Annotated in this window: 14 protein-coding genes and 1 tRNA gene; 9 read left to right on the plus strand and 6 right to left on the minus strand. The window is 58.8% G+C overall.

Annotated elements, in window-relative coordinates:
- The first annotated feature begins 8 nt into the window (after positions 1-8).
- Complete coding sequence (fabI, locus tag ACIQ47_RS04805) at positions 9-824, plus strand: enoyl-ACP reductase FabI (protein ID WP_396437085.1); 816 nt, start codon at positions 9-11, stop codon at positions 822-824.
- Positions 825-1,260: 436 nt separating this feature from the next.
- Here fabI and ACIQ47_RS04810 read toward each other — a convergent pair whose 3' ends face one another.
- Positions 1,261-3,534, minus strand: a complete 2,274-nt coding sequence (locus ACIQ47_RS04810; protein ID WP_396437086.1) for an Orn/Lys/Arg decarboxylase N-terminal domain-containing protein — start codon at positions 3,532-3,534, stop codon at positions 1,261-1,263.
- 200 nt (positions 3,535-3,734) lie between these two features.
- On the opposite strand from ACIQ47_RS04810, the gene ACIQ47_RS04815 reads away from it, so the two are divergent.
- Positions 3,735-3,825: transfer RNA gene (locus tag ACIQ47_RS04815), tRNA-Ser, on the plus strand.
- Between the two features lie 699 nt (positions 3,826-4,524).
- Positions 4,525-5,049 (plus strand): hypothetical protein, encoded by a 525-nt coding sequence (locus ACIQ47_RS04820; RefSeq protein ID WP_396437087.1) that lies wholly within the window; start codon positions 4,525-4,527, stop codon positions 5,047-5,049.
- A gap of 160 nt (positions 5,050-5,209) precedes the next feature.
- Here the strand turns inward: ACIQ47_RS04820 and ACIQ47_RS04825 are convergent, their stop codons facing one another.
- The 4 genes from ACIQ47_RS04825 to ACIQ47_RS04840 all read right to left on the minus strand — a co-directional run bounded on the left by ACIQ47_RS04825 (position 5,210) and on the right by ACIQ47_RS04840 (position 8,765).
- A complete protein-coding gene (locus ACIQ47_RS04825; RefSeq protein ID WP_396437088.1) occupies positions 5,210-6,376 on the minus strand; it encodes a branched-chain amino acid ABC transporter substrate-binding protein in 1,167 nt (388 codons plus the stop codon).
- 106 nt (positions 6,377-6,482) lie between these two features.
- Positions 6,483-6,686 carry a hypothetical protein gene (locus ACIQ47_RS04830; protein WP_396437089.1) on the minus strand — a complete coding sequence of 68 codons (204 nt, stop codon included), beginning with the start codon at positions 6,684-6,686 and terminating at the stop codon, positions 6,483-6,485.
- 68 nt (positions 6,687-6,754) lie between these two features.
- Complete coding sequence (locus ACIQ47_RS04835) at positions 6,755-7,189, minus strand: DNA polymerase III subunit chi (protein WP_396437090.1); 435 nt, start codon at positions 7,187-7,189, stop codon at positions 6,755-6,757.
- 31 nt (positions 7,190-7,220) lie between these two features.
- A complete protein-coding gene (locus ACIQ47_RS04840; RefSeq protein ID WP_396437091.1) occupies positions 7,221-8,765 on the minus strand; it encodes a leucyl aminopeptidase in 1,545 nt (514 codons plus the stop codon).
- A gap of 24 nt (positions 8,766-8,789) precedes the next feature.
- Here ACIQ47_RS04840 and lptF point away from each other — a divergent pair, with 24 nt between their 5' ends.
- Genes lptF through ACIQ47_RS04870 form a run of 6 tightly spaced genes read left to right on the plus strand, consistent with a single transcriptional unit; the run spans position 8,790 to position 14,626 of the window.
- Positions 8,790-9,899, plus strand: coding sequence for an LPS export ABC transporter permease LptF (gene lptF, locus ACIQ47_RS04845; RefSeq protein WP_396437092.1), 1,110 nt, complete (start codon positions 8,790-8,792; stop codon positions 9,897-9,899).
- Positions 9,896-11,002 (plus strand): LPS export ABC transporter permease LptG, encoded by a 1,107-nt coding sequence (lptG, locus tag ACIQ47_RS04850; RefSeq protein ID WP_396437093.1) that lies wholly within the window; start codon positions 9,896-9,898, stop codon positions 11,000-11,002. Before lptF ends, lptG begins: the two co-directional genes overlap by 4 nt.
- Before the next feature lie 8 nt (positions 11,003-11,010).
- The gene (locus tag ACIQ47_RS04855) at positions 11,011-11,382 is read left to right on the plus strand and encodes a sirohydrochlorin chelatase (protein ID WP_396437094.1); all 372 of its coding nucleotides are present in this window, start codon (positions 11,011-11,013) and stop codon (positions 11,380-11,382) included.
- A 47-nt stretch (positions 11,383-11,429) separates the two neighbouring features.
- Positions 11,430-12,371 (plus strand): CysB family HTH-type transcriptional regulator, encoded by a 942-nt coding sequence (locus ACIQ47_RS04860; protein WP_396437095.1) that lies wholly within the window; start codon positions 11,430-11,432, stop codon positions 12,369-12,371.
- A gap of 23 nt (positions 12,372-12,394) precedes the next feature.
- Positions 12,395-13,564, plus strand: coding sequence for a pyridoxal phosphate-dependent aminotransferase (locus ACIQ47_RS04865; protein WP_396437096.1), 1,170 nt, complete (start codon positions 12,395-12,397; stop codon positions 13,562-13,564).
- On the plus strand, positions 13,565-14,626 hold the full coding sequence (locus tag ACIQ47_RS04870) for an alpha/beta fold hydrolase (RefSeq protein ID WP_396437097.1): 1,062 nt from the start codon (positions 13,565-13,567) through the stop codon (positions 14,624-14,626). It begins immediately after the preceding gene.
- A 60-nt stretch (positions 14,627-14,686) separates the two neighbouring features.
- Here ACIQ47_RS04870 and ACIQ47_RS04875 read toward each other — a convergent pair.
- A partial coding sequence (locus ACIQ47_RS04875) for an alpha/beta fold hydrolase (protein ID WP_396437098.1) occupies positions 14,687-15,572 on the minus strand: 886 nt, incomplete at its 5' end.

Genomic DNA, 15,572 nt, shown 5'->3' on the forward strand with positions numbered 1-15,572 from the left:
TTGAAGAGATGACGATAAAAACAGGTTTTTTGGCAGGCAAAAAGTTGCTGATCACCGGGGTGCTGTCCAACCGCTCGATCGCTTACGGCATTGCCAAGGCCTGCCATGCACAAGGCGCCGAGCTGGCGTTCAGTTATGTGGGTGAGCGCTTCAAGGACCGCATCACCGAGTTCGCGGCCGATTTCGACTCCAAGCTGATTTTTGATTGCGACGTTGGCAGCGACGAACAAATTGAAAAACTCTTCAGCGACCTGTCGGCCACTTGGCCCAAATTTGACGGTTTTGTGCACGCCATCGGCTATGCCCCGCGTGAAGCCATTGCGGGCGACTTCCTCGACGGCTTGTCGCGTGAAGGTTTCAAGATCGCGCACGACATCAGCGCCTACAGCTTCCCGGCCATGGCCAAAGCAGCCCTGCCCTACTTGAATGACAAGTCGGCTGTGTTGACCCTGACGTACCTCGGCGCGATCCGCACCGTGCCCAACTACAACACCATGGGCTTGGCCAAAGCCAGCCTGGAAGCTTCGGTGCGCTACCTGGCAGAATCGTTGGGCAGCCAAAACCGTGGCCTGCGTGCCAACGGCATCTCGGCCGGTCCCATCAAGACGCTGGCCGCCAGTGGCATCAAGGGTTTTGGCAAGATTTTGTCGGTGGTGGCCGAGGCCTCACCCATTCGCCGCAACGTGACGATTGAGGATGTGGGCAATGTGGCCGCGTTCATGCTGAGCGACTTGGCTGCGGGCGTGACGGCCGAGATCACCTATGTGGACGGTGGTTTCAGCCAGGTGGTCGGCGGGATTGCGGAGCCAGCGGCTGCGACTTGATGTTTTTCTTTGGTTGAAGCTTGGAAAGCCAGGCTTCAACTTCTGCAAAGACCGCCTGAGGCGAGGCGGGCGCTGCCCGGGCTCATAACTCGCTTCGCTCGCCAAATCGCCCGGTTCAGCGCCCACCTGCCCTCAGGCTAAGTGGTTGTTATTGGGGTCTTGGGCCAGGTGAACGTGGCAAGACTGCTTGAGCGCACGGACTGGTTCAACCATCAGCGGTCGGCCACTGGCCATAAAAAGTGGGATAGAACAAACATCTCCTGGATTTGAAAAAAGCGGCATCAGCCGCTTTTTTCAATGCTCCCCCGCAGGTGAGTTGGGGCACTGTGCGGGGGCGATGTGGCAAAGCGAAGCGCCTCTGAATTCCCGCACAGGGCCCCAACTCACCTGCCCTCTCATGCCCCAAAGACCCTAGAGCCACAGACCCAGAGAAGGGTCAGGCCTTCACGCAATCCGCAAAGTACCGTGTCTTGCCATCGTCGTCCTTGATCTCCACCAGACCATGAATGTCGGTCTCAAAACCCGGGCACTTCTCATTGAACTCGCGGGCGAACTTGAGGTAATCCACGATCTTCTTGTTGAAGACTTCGCCGGGAATCAACAACGGAATGCCCGGAGGGTAAGGCGTGACCAGACCGACAGTGACACGGCCTTCCAAGTGGTCAATTTCCACCCGCTCGGTCTTGCGTTGGGCAATGTGGGCATAAGCATCAGAAGGGCGCATGGCGGGAGCCAAGTCTGACAAATACATGTCGGTGGTCAAAATAGCGATGTCGTACTTGGCATACATCTCATGCACATGCTGACACAAATCGCGCAAGCCCATGCGCTCATATCGCGGGTGTTTTTGGCAGAACTCCGGCATGATTTTCCACATCGGTTGGTTCTTGGCGTATTCGTCCTTGAACTGCTGCAAAGCCGTGAGCAACGAGTTCCAGCGACCCTTGGTGATGCCGATGGTGAACATGATGAAAAAGCTGTACAAGCCCGTCTTCTCCACCACCACGCCATGCTCGGTCAAGAACTTGCTGACGATGGATGCTGGAATGCCGGTCTTGTCAAACTTGCCATCCAAATCCAAACCCGGTGTCACGATGGTCGACTTGATCGGATCCAACATGTTGAAGCCGTCGGCCAATTGGTTCCCAAAGCCGTGCCATTTGCTCGATTTCTTGCGTGGATCGTTGTGCAAGATCCAGTCGTCGGCACGGCCAATGCCTTCTTCAGCATATTTTTCCGGGCCCCAGACCTTGAACCACCAGTCTTTGCCGTACTCGGCGTCGATCTTGCGCATGGCGCGGCGGAAATCCAGCGCTTCAGCAATGCTTTCTTCCACCAGCGCAGTGCCGCCGGGTGGCTCCATCATGGCGGCGGCCACATCGCAGCTGGCAATGATGCTGTATTGAGGACTGGTCGAGGTGTGCATCAGGTACGCCTCGTTGAACAAGTGCCTGTCCAGCTTGGTGTTTTGCGCATCTTGCACCAGCACATGGCTGGCTTGGCTGATGCCCGCGAGCAACTTGTGGATGGATTGCGTGGCGTACACCACCGACTCTTTCGGGCGGGCGCGTTTTTTGCCCATCGCGTGGTAAGGACCATAAAACGGGTGAAAGGCCGCGTGGGGCAACCAAGCCTCGTCAAAGTGCAAGTTCTCGACGTAGCCGTCCAGCATGCTCTTGATGGTTTCGGTGTTGTACAGCACGCCGTCGTAAGTGGACTGGGTGAGCGTCATCACGCGCGGCTTGACCTTTTTGGGGTCCACGCCCTTGAGCAAAGGGTTGGCCTTGATCTTGGCCATGATGGCGTCCGGCTCAAACTCACTTTTAGGAATCGGGCCGATGATGCCAAAGTGGTTGCGCGTGGGCTTCATGAACACCGGAATGGCCCCGGTCATGATGATCGAATGCAAGATGGATTTGTGGCAATTGCGGTCCACCACCACCACATCGCCGGGCGCCACGGTGTGGTGCCAGACGATCTTGTTGGACGTGCTGGTGCCGTTGGTCACGAAGAAGCAATGGTCGGCGTTGAAAATGCGCGCCGCATTGCGTTCGCTCTCTCCAATGGCGCCGTTGTGGTCCAGCAATTGGCCCAATTCTTCCACGGCGTTGCACACGTCGGCGCGCAACATGTTCTCGCCATAAAACTGGTGGTACATCTGGCCCACGGGGCTTTTGAGGAAAGCCACGCCACCGGAGTGACCGGGGCAGTGCCACGAATAAGAGCCGTCTTCGGCGTAATCAAGCAGCGCCTTGAAAAACGGCGGCTGCACGCCTTCTAGGTAACTCTTGGCCTCGCGAATGATGTGGCGCGCCACAAACTCGGGCGTGTCTTCAAACATGTGAATAAAGCCGTGCAGCTCTCGCAAGATATCGTTGGGCAAATGGCGCGAGGTTTTGGTCTCGCCATAAATGTAAATGGGCACGTCGGCGTTCTTGCGGCGCACTTCGTCGATGAAGGCCCGCAAGTTGATGACCGCTGGGTCCAAGTCTGGACCCGGAGAAAATTCTTCATCGTCGATGGACAGGATGAAGGCGCTGGCGCGGCTTTGCTGCTGCGCAAACTGGGACAAGTCACCGTAGCTGGTGACCCCCAGGACCTCAAAACCTTCGACCACGATGGCGTCTGCCAAAGCGCGGATACCCAGGCCCGAAGTGTTTTCAGAGCGGTAATCTTCGTCAATGATGACGATGGGGAAACGAAATTTCATGGGCTGATGGGGCTGTGCGCCAAAGAAAGGTCAAAGGGATTTGAAACTGTGGCGAAGTTTAAGGACAAAAAGGCCCTGCTGAGCGACACAGATCAGAAATTGGCAAAAAACCCGCTGCGACTATTGGCCTTGACCCCCTGCACAAGAATTGCTGGGGGCCTGCGAAAAGCAGTTTTTCCACTGGTACAATCCCATCCTTCGGAGCGGTGGATGAGTGGTTTAAGTCGCACGCCTGGAAAGCGTGTGTGGGTTAATAGCCCACCGCGGGTTCGAATCCCGCCTGCTCCGCCAAAAACCCATTAAAAACGCGCCTTCGGGCGCGTTTTTCTTTTTCTAGCCCCCCATTTTTAAGGCGGTCGGCAATTTCGCCCCTTCACGGTCATTGGTTCAAAATAGGCGTCCAGTCATTTGATGGCTTTAGATTTTTTAGAGGGGTTGCGATGGTCGGATCATTTGGGCTTGGCTTTTTGAGCCCCATGATCCCCATGAGGCCTGAGCCGTCGCGGTCACCCAGAGCCGGTTTTATCGGTGGTGGTCTTTGTAGTTGCCCCAGAATTGGAGTCATCCATGACATTCACAGTCCGCTCGGTCCTGTTGTTATTTGCTTGTCTTGCGGGTTGCCAAACCATACCTTTTGACGTGGGGTTTTTCCAGCCACCGATCACTGTCTCAAGCGCACCCGCGAGGCCAATCACCCAATACAGCCTTTACAACAACACCACTTTGGTCAAGTTGGGGGAAATGAAGGCGCAGGTTCCATCGTTTGATGGCAAGGGGCTGCTCTTGGCGAGTTGGACGCCTCATCCCAAAGGTGCAACAGGCCGCCCAACATTTGTGGTGGTGCATGGCGGTCATGGACTGGTGCCCACCAACTTCGCCAGTGCACTTTGGTTCCGCGACACATTCCATGCAAATGTTCTGGTGCTCGACAGTTACTGGAGCCGAGATCAAAATGAAAATTGGGCCACCAGAACGCGTTTTGGCGCCAACATGCGTGCCCTTGACGTCATTGCAGCAGGCCAGTGGCTGCGCGACGTGAACAAAGTGGACGCGCGGCAAATGTTTGTCATGGGCGACAGCCAAGGGGGCTGGACCGTTCTCAGGGCCTTTACAGATGACCCATTCCTCAGTGGCCACATGAAGGGCTTGTACCGCGGGGGCATCGCTGCTTATCCAGGCTGCTTTTCGCATGGCACACCGACAGCCCCTACGCTGTCCCCCTACACAGCCCCTGTGATCGTTTTCACGGGGGGCAAGGACACGGCGACACCGATCGCAGAGTGTCCGAAGCGGGTATTGGCGTCAGCGGCCCAATGGCATCATTACCCCGACCAGACGCATGGCTGGGACGCGGCGAACAGAGGGGCGGCCGGTCTCCCCGTCGATGGCGAGTGTGGCAAAGCCATGAATGTGTACAACCCATTTGCGGTTTGTCGCAGCCATGCAGCCACCGATGACATGCGACGCCACATCCGATCGTTCGTTGAAAATTTGACCGCAAAGCCCAGCAGCTGAGTTCGTCCGCAGTCCCCAGGACAGCAAACCCGGCCCTTGCCTGTGCGTCGCCAGAACAAAAAAATGCCTGCACATGTGCAGGCATTTTTGGAGTGTGCATGGCGTCAACCGGTTTGACCGAATTGCGCCTGCCGGCCCCGAATCCCTCGGGGTCAAGCGGTCAACGAACCACGGCGATCTGTGAACGCTCGCCACCTTTGTAGGTGAACAATGTCAAAGCGCCGTTTTTGATGTCGCCTTTTTCGTCAAAAGCGATGTTGCCGGTCACGCCTTTGTAATTGATGCTTTTCAAAGCAGGCAGGTACTTGGCGGGGTCGGCAGAACCGGCGTTGACCATGGCAGTCGCCATGACCTTGACGGCGTCATAAACGTAAGGGGCATACACCTGCACGTCGGCGTTGTACTTGGCTTTGAAGTCTGCACGGAACTTGTCCATGCCGACTTTCTGCTCGCCTTCCACGCCACCGGCTTCAGCGCAGACCACGCCTTCGTCTTTCATGGCGTCACCGGCCAACTTGGCCAATTCGGCTGTGCAAATGCCATCACCGCCCATGAACTTGGCATTGATGCCCAAGGACTTCATCTGGCGCAACATTGGACCGGCCACAGCGTCCATACCGCCAAAAAACACGATATCGGGCTTCTTGGCCTTCAGGGTGGTCAGGATGGCGTTGAAGTCAGAGGCTTTGTCGGTGGTGAACTCGTGGCCCACAACAGCGCCACCGGCCGCAGCCACAGCTTTCTTGAACTCTTCAGCCACGCCCTGGCCGTAGGCAGTGCGGTCGTCGATCACGGCGATGCTCTTGCCTTTGAGGGTTTCGACAGCGTATTTGCCGAGCGTGCCGCCCAAGTGCACGTCGTCAGCCACCACGCGGAAAGCGCCCGCGTAACCCTGACGGGTGTACTTGGGGTTGGTGGCCGAAGGAGAAATTTGGGGGATGCCAGCGCCGTTGTACAACTGCGAAGCGGGAATAGTCGTTCCCGAGTTCAGGTGACCGATCACGCCATTGACTTTGGCGTCAACCAATTTTTGGGCTGCTGCGGTGCCCTGCTTGGGGTCGGCTGCGTCGTCTTCGGCCAGCAACTCGAATTTGGCAGTTTTGTCGCCAATCTTCAGGCCTGCAGCGTTCAGCTCTTCGATGGCCATGCGGGCACCATTTTCGTTGTCCTTGCCCAAGTGGGCGATGGCACCGCTGACAGGGCCCACGTGGCCGATTTTGACGACCAGTTCGGTCGATACAACCTCTTTTTTGCCGCAAGCGGCCAAAACCACTGCCGCAACGGCAACTGACACCACGGTCAAAGCACGAGAACCAGAAAATTTCATAGAACCTCCGAAAAAATAAATTTGCTTCAATCAAGCAAGCCGTAAAGATACTGCAAAAAAGCGCTTGTGTGACACCGGAAAAACAAAAACCTGTGTTCACGTCACATCAGGACTCAGCATCTTGGAAGGTCCGCGCGCGCTTGTCCCAAACACTTTGCAAGGTTCTTTGCACCAAATCCGCCGCCAAACGCTCAATTTCTGGGCGGAGATTTTCAAGCAGATCCGAAGACAAGGCCATCAAGGCCTGTTTCTCGGCGACCCGCGCATCCAGCGCCACATGCACTGCCTGCGGTACTTGGGCCAACGCCATGTCCTGAGTCAAAGTCGGAATTTGATCAGGAGAGACAGGTGGACTCGAAGAAGGGGTTTGAGCTTGCGTCATGTGTCGGCCACCTTAGACAAATCGTGTTGTAAAAGTTCGTAACCGAGGCTTTTGTAATGCTTCCAACGCAACCGGGCTTGGTCGCGACCGTGCTCGTCGTTGGAAACAATCTCAATCAAGCGGGCAAAGCGGTCAAAGCCCAAAGGCACCTCATCGCCCAAGTTCATCAACACCTCGTCGATGCCCCAGGCGTGTGGATCCGGCCCAAGAGCCACTGGCGAAGCCCGCTGCACATCTGGGGCGTCTTGGGCGGTGCAATGCACCAGAAATGACACATCCTGAAAGCGCCACAGCTCGGCGTCGAGTTGCTTGAGCGTGGCGGGGGCACCGACCACCGCGATGCGCAAATTTTGAGTACGCGCCTTGCGCAGCAAGCGGCAAGTGTGCAGCAGCCGTTCGCCAGTATTGAAGTGAAACTCAATGCGGGTCATGTCTACCAATGGCTTGGTGCAATCTGAAAGCTCAAGCCTTGCCAGCAACGCGTGTCCTGGCTTTGCCCTTCACGCCCGACTTGACCGCAGCTTTGGATTTGCCATGGGATTTAGCCGCTGGCGTCGCTTGCGCAGCGGTCAGCAGGTATTGCAAAAGCAAGCCCACAGGGCGACCTGTGGCCCCCTTGGCCGCACCGCTGCGCCAAGCGGTGCCCGCGATGTCCAGATGTGCCCAGGCAAAGCTCTTGGTAAAACGCTGCAAAAACTTGGCCGCAGTGACCGAGCCCGCTGCCCGGCCGGCCACGTTGGCCACATCGGCAAAGCGCGATTTCAGACCCTCGGCGTAGTCGTCATCCAAAGGCATGCGCCAGCACGTGTCGCCCGAGGCCTCGCCCGCGTGCTGAAGTTGCAGGGCCAGCGCGTCGTCGCTTGAAAACAGGCCCGTTCGCACCGCGCCCAGCGCGATCACACAAGCGCCCGTCAGGGTGGCGATGTCGATCACGGCTTGAGGCTTGAAGCGCTCGGCATAGGTCAGCGCATCACACAGCACCAGACGGCCCTCGGCATCGGTGTTCAAAATTTCAATGGTCTGCCCGCTCATGCTGGTCACCACATCGCCCGGCTTCACGGCCAGGCCATCGGGCATGTTTTCGGTGGCTGGAATCAGGCCGACCACATTGATGTGGGGCTTGAGCTCAGACAGCGCCTTGAACACGCCCAGCACACTGGCCGCGCCGCCCATGTCGTATTTCATTTCGTCCATCTCGGCCGCAGGCTTGATGGAAATACCGCCCGTGTCAAAGGTGATGCCCTTGCCCACCAGCACCACCGGGGCCTGCGAGGCCGCCGCGCCGTTGTAGCGCATGACAATGAAGCGCAAAGGCTCGGCTGCGCCCTGGGCCACGGCCATGAACGCGCCCATGCCCAGTTTGGCCACTTCTTTGGGGCCCAGCACCTCGCACTTGAAAGCGCGGCCTGAGGCAATGCTTTTGGCCGTTTCTGCCAAATGTGTGGGCGTGGCATGGTTGGCCGGGCGATTGGCCCATTCCTTGGCCAACTCGACCCCGGCCACCAGGGCTTGGGCCTGCACCACCGCCTGGCGCAGTTCAACCCTGTCGTGCGTGGCGCTGACCAGCACCTGCTTGAGCGTGCGGGCCTTGGGCTTGCTCAAGGTGGTGGTGTAGCTGTAGCTGGCATCGGCCAGAGTGCTGAGCGCCATTTTCAGGCCTTGAACAGACGCCTCACCCACCACGTGCAACCCCAAACGTTTGATCTTGCCCGCCTTGAGCGCACCCCAAGCGGCCTGCATGGCGCTGCGAATCTGCCCGGGCTGGTGGTCTGCACTGCAGGCCACCACCACGTGCCGGGCGGCCATGCCAGGCTGGCTGTACAAACTCAGTACGGCACCGGCCTTGAGTTCAAAATCACCATGGGCAATGGCTTGGGCCACCAAGCGTGAGACCGGCTCCACCGCTTGGGTATCGGGCTGGACCTGGCTGGGCCAAAGCACCACCAGAGCGTCCACCGAAGCGGTCATGGCATGAGACAGAGAGAGCTTTTGAAATTCGAAGTTCATAATTCGGGTTTTCCTGTTTCGCCAATGTTATTCCATTCCTCATTACGCAAAGACCTTGCCCGCAATTTTGGTGCCACGCTGGTCATTTTGGTGACCATCGTGATGACCATCATCCTGATCCGCACCCTGGGTCAGGCCAGCCGGGGCAGCGTGAATCCATCCGAGGTGATGCTGGTCATGGGCTTCAGCGTGCTGGGGCAGATGACCACCATCATCACCTTGAGCCTGTTCATTTCATGCGTGGCCACTTTATCGCGCATGTATGGCGAAAGTGAAATGGTCATCTGGTTTTCAAGTGGCCAGGGCTTGGGCCAGTTTATACAGCCCCTGTTTCGCTTTGCCTGGCCTATCTTGCTGGTGATCACCCTGCTGGCCCTGTTTGTTTGGCCCTGGAGCCAACAGCAAATCCAGGACCTGCGCCAACGCTTTGAGAAACGCAACGACGTCGAGCGCATCGCGCCCGGCCAGTTTCAAGAATCCTCAGGCGGCAACCGGGTCTTTTTCATTGACAAGGACAGCCCGGGCGAACGGACAGGCAATAACGTGTTTGTGTCCAGCCGTGACGAGCAGTTCGAAAGCGTGACGACGGCCTCACGCGGGCGGGTCGAATTTGTAGGCACCGACCGCTTCCTGTTTTTGGAAAACGGCCAACAATGGCTCTCCGTTGTCGCCACGGGCGAAACCCGGCTGACCCAGTTTGAACGCTACCAACTGCTGATTGATGTCAACTCTGTGCCCCCCAATTCGGTGCGCAACAGCCGCCAAAGCACCACCTGGCAATTGTTTGAACAACCCACGCCCACCAACCGAGCCGAACTGGCCTGGCGCATCGGTCTGCTGTTCACCGCCATCAATTTGATTCTGTTGGCACTGGCGCTTTCTGCGGTCAACCCCCGGGTTGGCCGCAGCTATCACCTGGGTTTAGCGCTGTTTGTGTTTGTGGCGTACTACAACCTGCTCACCGTGGGTCAAAACTGGATCAGCATGGGGCGCATCGGTGCTTTGCCCTTCATGCTGATGCTGCACGGCGCCGTCTTGGCGCTGGCCTTGCTGTGGCTGAGTCTGCGCCACATGAACTGGAGCTGGCGGCACCTCCTGCCAGCCGTGATCCGCCAACCGGAGGCCACTGCATGAAAACTGTGCGCCGACTGCTTTACGGTGAAATCATCCGCGCTGTGGTCTTTGTGGCCCTGGGCTTTTTGGCCCTGTTTTTGTTTTTTGACCTGGTCGACGAGCTGCAGGCCATCGCGCGGCATGATGCACAGGGTTACCAGTTGCAGCACGCCCTGCTGTTCATCGCCCTCAAAACGCCTGACCACATTTACGAATTGCTGCCGATCTCGGTGCTGATTGGCAGCATCTTTGTCATGGCGCGGCTGGCCCAAAGTTCCGAATTCACCATCTTGCGCACAGGGGGTCTGGAGCCCTGGATGGCACTTTCCTCGCTGCTCAAGCTGGGAATGGTATTTGTGGCCATCACCTTCTTTTTTGGCGACTACGCCGCGCCCTGGGCGGAGCGACAGGCACAGCAATTCAAGGCCCCTTTTCTGGGCCAACTGACGACAGGCCAAACCGGGGCGTGGTTGCGCGAGAAGCAGGGTGTCCAGCAATACGCGGTCAACGTGCGCCGCTTTGACGGCATCCGGCAGATGCAAGACGTGCGCATTCACACCTTCAATGAAAAAGGCCAGCTTTTGAGCATCACGACAGCCCGGCAGGCTCAAATTCAGCCAGGCCAGTGGCAGCTGAGCGAAGTGGAAGAAAAATCGATCCTCTTGCCCAGCACAGCCGACCCCAAGCCATTCAGTGCCACCAAGCTTGCCAACAAAGTTTGGACGACCGACATCAGCAACGACATGGTGGCTGCCGCTTTGCTCAGCCCGGATCGCATGAGCACTTGGGGATTGTTCAGCTACATGCGCCACCTCTCGGCCAACAACCAGAACGCCCAGCGCTACGAAATCGAGTTTTGGCGCAAAGTGTTTTACCCCTTGAGTTGCCTGGTCATGCTGACGCTGGCGCTGCCCTTCGCCTATTTGCATTTCCGCTCGGGGCAGATCGCCGGACACGTTTTTGCAGGCGTGCTCGCGGGCATCAGCTTTTCGCTGCTCAACAGCGTGTTCAGCCATGTCGGCAACCTCAACAACTGGCAGCCCCTGCTGACCTCGGCCGCACCCGCGCTCATTTACAGCGCCGTCTCACTGGCGGCCTTTTGGTGGATGGTTTTAAGACGATGACAAGCCCCATGACTCAACCCAGCGGCGTGGTTTTGTTCGGCCACGGCTCGCGTGACCCCCTGTGGCGCTTGCCCATAGACGCCGTGGCCGAGCGTATGCGAGCGCAACAGCCTTGCCTGCCTGTGGCCGTCGCCTTTTTGGAGCTGACCGCGCCTGACTTGTCCCACACCGTGGAAGTGCTGATGAAACAAGGCGTGGCCCGTGTGCGCATCGTTCCCATGTTTTTGGGTGTGGGCCGACACGCCCGCGAAGACCTGCCCGAACTGGTGCAAGGCCTGACCGAGGCCTACCCGCAAATGTCGTTTGAACTCTTGCCCGCCATCGGTGAACACCCCGCCATGACCGCACTCATGGCCGAGATCGCGGCCGGATCGGTTTGATCAGACATATAAAGCATAATGCAGGTCATCCATATAACCATTTTCATATGAACCTGCACCAATTTCGCTTCGTCCAGGAAGCCGCTCGACGCAACCTCAACCTGACCGAAACCGCCAAAGCCCTGCACACCTCGCAGCCCGGGGTGTCCAAGGCCATCATCGAGTTGGAAGAAGAGTTGGGCATCGAGATCTTTGCCCGTCATGGCAAACGTCTCAAACGCATCACCGAACCCGGCCTGCACGTGCTGCAAAGCATCGAGCAGATCCTGCGCGAGGTGAGCAACCTGCGCAAAATCGGCGAGCAATACAGCGCCCAGGACAGCGGCACTTTGTCGATTGCCACCACCCACACGCAAGCCCGCTATGTGCTGCCCTTGCCCGTGGCCAAACTGCGCGACAAATACCCCAAGGTCAACATCAGCCTGCACCAGGGCGCACCCGACCAAGTGGCCAAAATGCTGCTGGACGACACAGCGGAGATCGGTATCGCCACCGAATCACTGGCGGCTTACGAAGAACTGGTGACCCTGCCCTGCTACGAGTGGCAACACGTGCTGGTGCTGCCGTTAGACCATCCCCTGGCCAGCAAAAGCCACCTCTCGCTCGAAGACATCGCCAGCGAACCACTGATCACCTACCACCCCTCTTTCACAGGGCGAAGCCGCATCGACCAGGCGTTTGCGGCCAAAAAAATCACGCCCCGCATTGCCCTCGAAGCCATCGACTCCGACGTCATTAAAACCTATGTGCGGCTGGGCCTGGGCATCGGCATCGTGGCCGAAATGGCCGTGCAAGACGACCCCGTCAAAGACCTGGCCGTGCGCCCCCTGGGCCAGTTGCTGGGCATGAACGTGGCCCGCGTGGCCTTCAAGCGTGGGGCCTACTTGCGACAGTTTGTGTACCAATTTGCCGAACTGCTGAGTGACCGACTTACCGCACCGCTGATTGCCAAAGCCATGACCGGCCACGTCAACGATTACGAACTCTGAACGCCAACGCCGTTCTCATACTCATGACCGCCAACAGCCCCGCCCTCATCTCCAAGGCGCCCCACATGGGCACCACCATCTTCACCGTCATGTCCGCCCTGGCAGCCGAGAAAAAAGCCGTCAACCTCGGCCAGGGCTTTCCAGACTTTCCGTGTGACCCAAGACTCACCGACTTGGTCAATGACGCCATGCGCGATGGCCATAACCAATACCCGCCCATGCCCGGCGTGGCCCCGCTGCGCGAAGCCGTGGCCGCCAAAATCGAAGCCCTGTATGGCCGCCGCTACAACCCTGCCAGCGAGATCACCGTCACCGCCGGTGCCACCCAAGCCATCCTCGCCATCATCTTGGCCATCGTGCACCCTGGCGACGAAGTCATCGTGCTCGAACCCTGTTACGACAGCTACGTGCCCAACATCGAACTGGCCGGTGGCCGCGTGGTACGCGTGCCCCTGACTCCAGGCAGCTTTCGCCCAGACTTCGATCGCATTCGCGCGGCCATCGGCCCGCGCACCCGCGCCATCCTGATCAACACCCCGCACAACCCCAGCGGCATGGTTTGGACACGCGAGGAAATGCTGACACTGCAAGACATCCTGTCCCCCACCAATGTGGTGCTGATCAGCGACGAGGTCTACGAACACATGGTCTACGCCCCCTTGCAGCATTGGAGCGCCGCGCACTTCGACGGCCTGGCTGCGCGCGCCTTCATCGTCTCCAGCTTCGGCAAAACTTACCATGTGACGGGCTGGAAAGTCGGCACCGTGGCCGCCCCGGCCGACTACACCGCCGAGCTGCGCAAAGTGCACCAGTTCATGGTCTTCACCGTGAATACCCCCATGCAACACGCCCTGGCACGCTACATGGCCGACCCAGCCCCCTATTTGGAGTTGCCCGCGTTTTACCAACGCAAGCGCGACCTGTTTCGCCAAGGCCTGGCACAAACCCACTTCAAGCTCTTGCCCGGTGAAGGCACCTACTTTCAGTGCGCCGATATCTCGGGCCTGCAAGTGCCCGAAAAAAACCTGAGCGAAGCCGAATTTTGCCAATGGCTCACTGCTGAAATCGGCGTGGCCGCGATCCCCCTGTCGGCCTTTTATGGCAACGGCTTTGACCAAAAAGTCATCCGCTTTTGCTTTGCCAAAACCGACGAAACCTTGCACGCAGCACTGCACAAACTCAAAGGCCTTTGAGTGTCAGAGAACAAAGCCAAGCTGCAGCCCCTCAAACTTCTCCAGCGCAGCCTCGCCACCGCTGGCCTCGCGCTGCTGGCCGCCTGCTCGGTCTCCGCACCGCAAGCCCTCACGCCAGTCATGCCCGACAAAATCGTGGTCAACCCTCCCGTCCCATCCACCGCCACCCGCTTTGACTTGCCCACAGGCCAAAGCCTCTCCGGAAGGCTCTGGCTCAGCCCTCAGCCGCAGCACATCGTGCTGGGCGTGCATGGTTTCAACGATTACAGCAAAGCCTTTGAGCCGCTCGCCCAGCACCTGGTGGCCGAACTGCAGGCCACCGTGTACGCCTACGACCAGCGCGGCTTTGGTGCCAACCCCCAGCCGGGCATCTGGCCCGGCGCTGACACGCTGCTGGCCGATGTGCGTCACATCGCGGCCCGACTGCGCGAGCGCCACCCCGGACTGCCCCTCACGGTGGTGGGTGAAAGCATGGGCGGCGCGGTCGTGCTGGTGGCCGCCAGCGAAGCGCCAGGTCTTGCTGCAGACCAACTCATCCTCAAAGCCCCCGCTGTTTGGGGTGCGAACAGCATGCCTTGGTACCAACGCCTGAGCCTGTACACCCTGAACCTGGTGGCGCCTGACATGGTCTTTACCGGCCGGGGCCTGCCCTCGCTGGGCATCCGCCCCACCGACGACATCGAAGTCTCTCGCGATTTGAGCAGTGACCCGTTGTTCATCAAAGCCACCCGCGTGGGCAGCCTGGCCGGGGTCACCGATCTCATGGGCCGCGCCCAAAGCCAAACCGCCCTGCCACCCCAACGCAAGCTGGTGCTGTACGGCCTGCGCGACCGCATCATCCCGCCGCAACCGGTGTGTGATTGGTTCACGCACCTGAACACAGCAGTGCCACAGCCGGGCAAGACCGATGTCGTCGTTTACCCCGAGGGCTGGCATCTGCTGACACGCCAACTGCGCACGCGCGAGCCTTTGCAAGACATGGCCCTCTGGCTGCAAAACACCCCTTTGCCCCACCGGCAAAGCACGGCCCAAGCCCAACAAGTGGTCTGCAAGGGCCTCTGAACAATCCAAAGCCGTGCAAGGTGCACCCGCACAACGACTGTGGCTAATCGGTCCCCGCTCTCAGGCGGCCAAAAACCGGATCAGTTCTTGGGCCACTTGAACAGGGTCTTCACGCTGCGGAAAATGCCCACACGCAGGCAGCACCTTGCGCTCATAACGGTTGAGAAAAAGCGGTGCTTGCCCCTCGGATGTTGACGCAGGGTTCACGCCATCCACGCCGCCATGCAACATCAAAGTGGGCACATCCAGGGGCGAGACCCGGCTCAAGGCTTCTTCTTCAGTGACATAAAGCGGGTCGCCCGGGGCATGACCCCAGCGGTGCTGGTAAGAGTGAAGCGTCACCTCTGGCCAGTCGTCGTTGGCAAAAGCTTCGGCCGTGGCATCGAATTCCTGTTCTTCATACCAACCGGCGGGCGACCAGGTGTCCCACATGATTTTGGCAAAAGCAGGCCCCCGTTCACGCACCTCTCGTTGCCCCCTGGGCGTGGCCATGAACCAGTGGTACCAATAGTTGCGCACCTGCGTCAGCGACAGATTTTGTGATGGCAAATTGGTGCCATAGGCCACCGACATCATGACCAGGTGGCTGGCCACGCCCGGCTGCAAAGCACAGGCGCTGGCGGCCGCCCGGGCACCCCAGTCATGGCCCACCAAAGCCGGTTGATTCAAGTGCAGCCGCTCGATCAAATCCAGCACATCACGACCCAAGGCAGAAATCTGCCCACTGCGCGGCGTCTCAGCGTGCAAAAACCGTGTGGGCGAAAACCCCCGCAAGGCTGGCACCACCACACGCCATCCTTGTGCTGCCAGCACAGGCGTCACACCTGACCAAGTGCGCACACTGTCGGGCCAACCATGCAGCAAAATCACTGTGCGTTGCGCGCTCGGGTTCCACTCTTGGTAGCCGATGCGCAACACATCGGTGTCCACAAACTTCATATCAGGC

Source organism: Limnohabitans sp., assembly GCF_044373035.1.
In the GTDB taxonomy this organism is placed as follows: Bacteria; Pseudomonadota; Gammaproteobacteria; order Burkholderiales; family Burkholderiaceae_C; genus Limnohabitans_A.

Coding starts and splice junctions, on each gene's coding strand:
- fabI (WP_396437085.1), top strand. CDS start 9: ATGACGATAAAAACAGGTTTTTTGGCAGGCAAAAAGTTGCTGATCACC.
- ACIQ47_RS04840 (WP_396437091.1), bottom strand. CDS start 8,765: ATGAACTTCGAATTTCAAAAGCTCTCTCTGTCTCATGCCATGACCGCT.
- ACIQ47_RS04860 (WP_396437095.1), top strand. CDS start 11,430: ATGAACCTGCACCAATTTCGCTTCGTCCAGGAAGCCGCTCGACGCAAC.
- ACIQ47_RS04830 (WP_396437089.1), bottom strand. CDS start 6,686: ATGGCGTTGGCCCAAGTACCGCAGGCAGTGCATGTGGCGCTGGATGCG.
- ACIQ47_RS04820 (WP_396437087.1), top strand. CDS start 4,525: ATGCGTGCCCTTGACGTCATTGCAGCAGGCCAGTGGCTGCGCGACGTG.
- ACIQ47_RS04825 (WP_396437088.1), bottom strand. CDS start 6,376: ATGAAATTTTCTGGTTCTCGTGCTTTGACCGTGGTGTCAGTTGCCGTT.
- ACIQ47_RS04855 (WP_396437094.1), top strand. CDS start 11,011: ATGACTCAACCCAGCGGCGTGGTTTTGTTCGGCCACGGCTCGCGTGAC.
- ACIQ47_RS04810 (WP_396437086.1), bottom strand. CDS start 3,534: ATGAAATTTCGTTTCCCCATCGTCATCATTGACGAAGATTACCGCTCT.
- lptF (WP_396437092.1), top strand. CDS start 8,790: ATGTTATTCCATTCCTCATTACGCAAAGACCTTGCCCGCAATTTTGGT.
- ACIQ47_RS04835 (WP_396437090.1), bottom strand. CDS start 7,189: ATGACCCGCATTGAGTTTCACTTCAATACTGGCGAACGGCTGCTGCAC.
- lptG (WP_396437093.1), top strand. CDS start 9,896: ATGAAAACTGTGCGCCGACTGCTTTACGGTGAAATCATCCGCGCTGTG.
- ACIQ47_RS04865 (WP_396437096.1), top strand. CDS start 12,395: ATGACCGCCAACAGCCCCGCCCTCATCTCCAAGGCGCCCCACATGGGC.